Consider the following 1,201-nt stretch of genomic DNA (forward strand, 5'->3'; position numbering starts at 1 on the left):
CGCATAATGGTCGTATGAGCCATCGATAATCCTCGTTCCTCCATCATTTCCACAAGGTTACGAAAGCTCAAGTTGTACCGTAGGTACCATCTGACAGTAAGAAGGATAATATCGGGTTGATAATGTTTCCACTTGAATAAATTTTGCTTTTCTATACTGATCACGCCCCTTTTTAGAGTACTAGTATCAGTATGTCCAAGTTTACTAGACTTCTTGCACCAGAACCCTTCCAAGAGTGTTTCCAAAACGCATATGCTAAAGCAAACATTGTCACCGGAACCAGTGAAGACAACGCAATTTTAATAAAGCTCCACTTACCAAACAAATAATCCAGTTCCATTTCCAAAAAAGCTTCCACTTTTGGATTCACTGTTGTAGGTTTTGGAAACCAAAACATACTCGTAGCTAATGCAACTAAAGTGATTATTATCCCTTTGATACTTCTTCTATAGGAAAAATAGCAAAACGGCAATAAAAATAGTGGACGAATGTACCAACTTAGGATATTTTGATGCCTTTCAAACGCCCAAGTAAAAAAATCATTAAGAAAATCCACAGATAATCACCTCCTAGGGATAGCACCAATGTCCATCAAACTAATATTTTGAAGTCCTCAAAACGAAAACTTTATCTTGCTACAATTATTTATAACAATTCAGCTCATTTTTTTCGTTTTGGGGAATACCTTATTTCTTAAGTTGATGGGCATATATGGTGAGGCCTTATAGGAAACATGTTGTCTAGGTGTTTTTTCTTTGTCTCACCAAATGGGGTCAGACCACTGTATATTCCTACAAAAAGTATAGCGTCTTTTTATATTATATTAAATGAACATCAAATTATATTGAATATTCTCATATATTAGGTAAACACTTATTTTCCTCATATAATGTATTAACATACTGTTTTAAATTCTTGATGAATAATAGAATATCTTGACTAGACATTCTAGCATGTTGAAGATGAAATATGTTTCCTTTTCCGATTTCTAACTCATTTGAAATTAAAGTAATAGGAATATTTCTAAAGACATGCCACGGAAAATACAGGTGTACAAAAGTTTCTCTAAAATATATACCCGATTGACAAACTAATAATCCATCTGATCCTTTACTCAAATTACCGAGGATAGATGTATCTAAAAAAGCAATTATTTCTTCTTCCTTTGAAATAATATATCGCTCCAAAACTTTCTTTAACT

At 33.1% G+C, this 1,201-nt stretch carries 1 protein-coding gene and 2 pseudogenes; all 3 read right to left on the reverse strand.

Features of this window, described 5'->3' with window-relative positions; translation table 11 throughout:
• A pseudogene (locus tag ACFQZ1_RS14555) lies at positions 1 to 155 on the reverse strand (IS6 family transposase); the annotation flags it as partial.
• Positions 156 to 172: 17 nt separating this feature from the next.
• Positions 173 to 556: a hypothetical protein gene (locus ACFQZ1_RS14560; protein WP_377882902.1), complete on the reverse strand. Its 384-nt coding sequence runs from the start codon at positions 554 to 556 to the stop codon at positions 173 to 175.
• A 298-nt stretch (positions 557 to 854) separates the two neighbouring features.
• A pseudogene (locus tag ACFQZ1_RS14565) lies at positions 855 to 1,201 on the reverse strand (hypothetical protein); the annotation flags it as partial.

Source organism: Bacillus sp. CGMCC 1.60114, from assembly GCF_042676365.1.
Taxonomy (GTDB): domain Bacteria; phylum Bacillota; class Bacilli; order Bacillales; family Bacillaceae_G; genus Bacillus_A; species Bacillus_A rhizoplanae_A.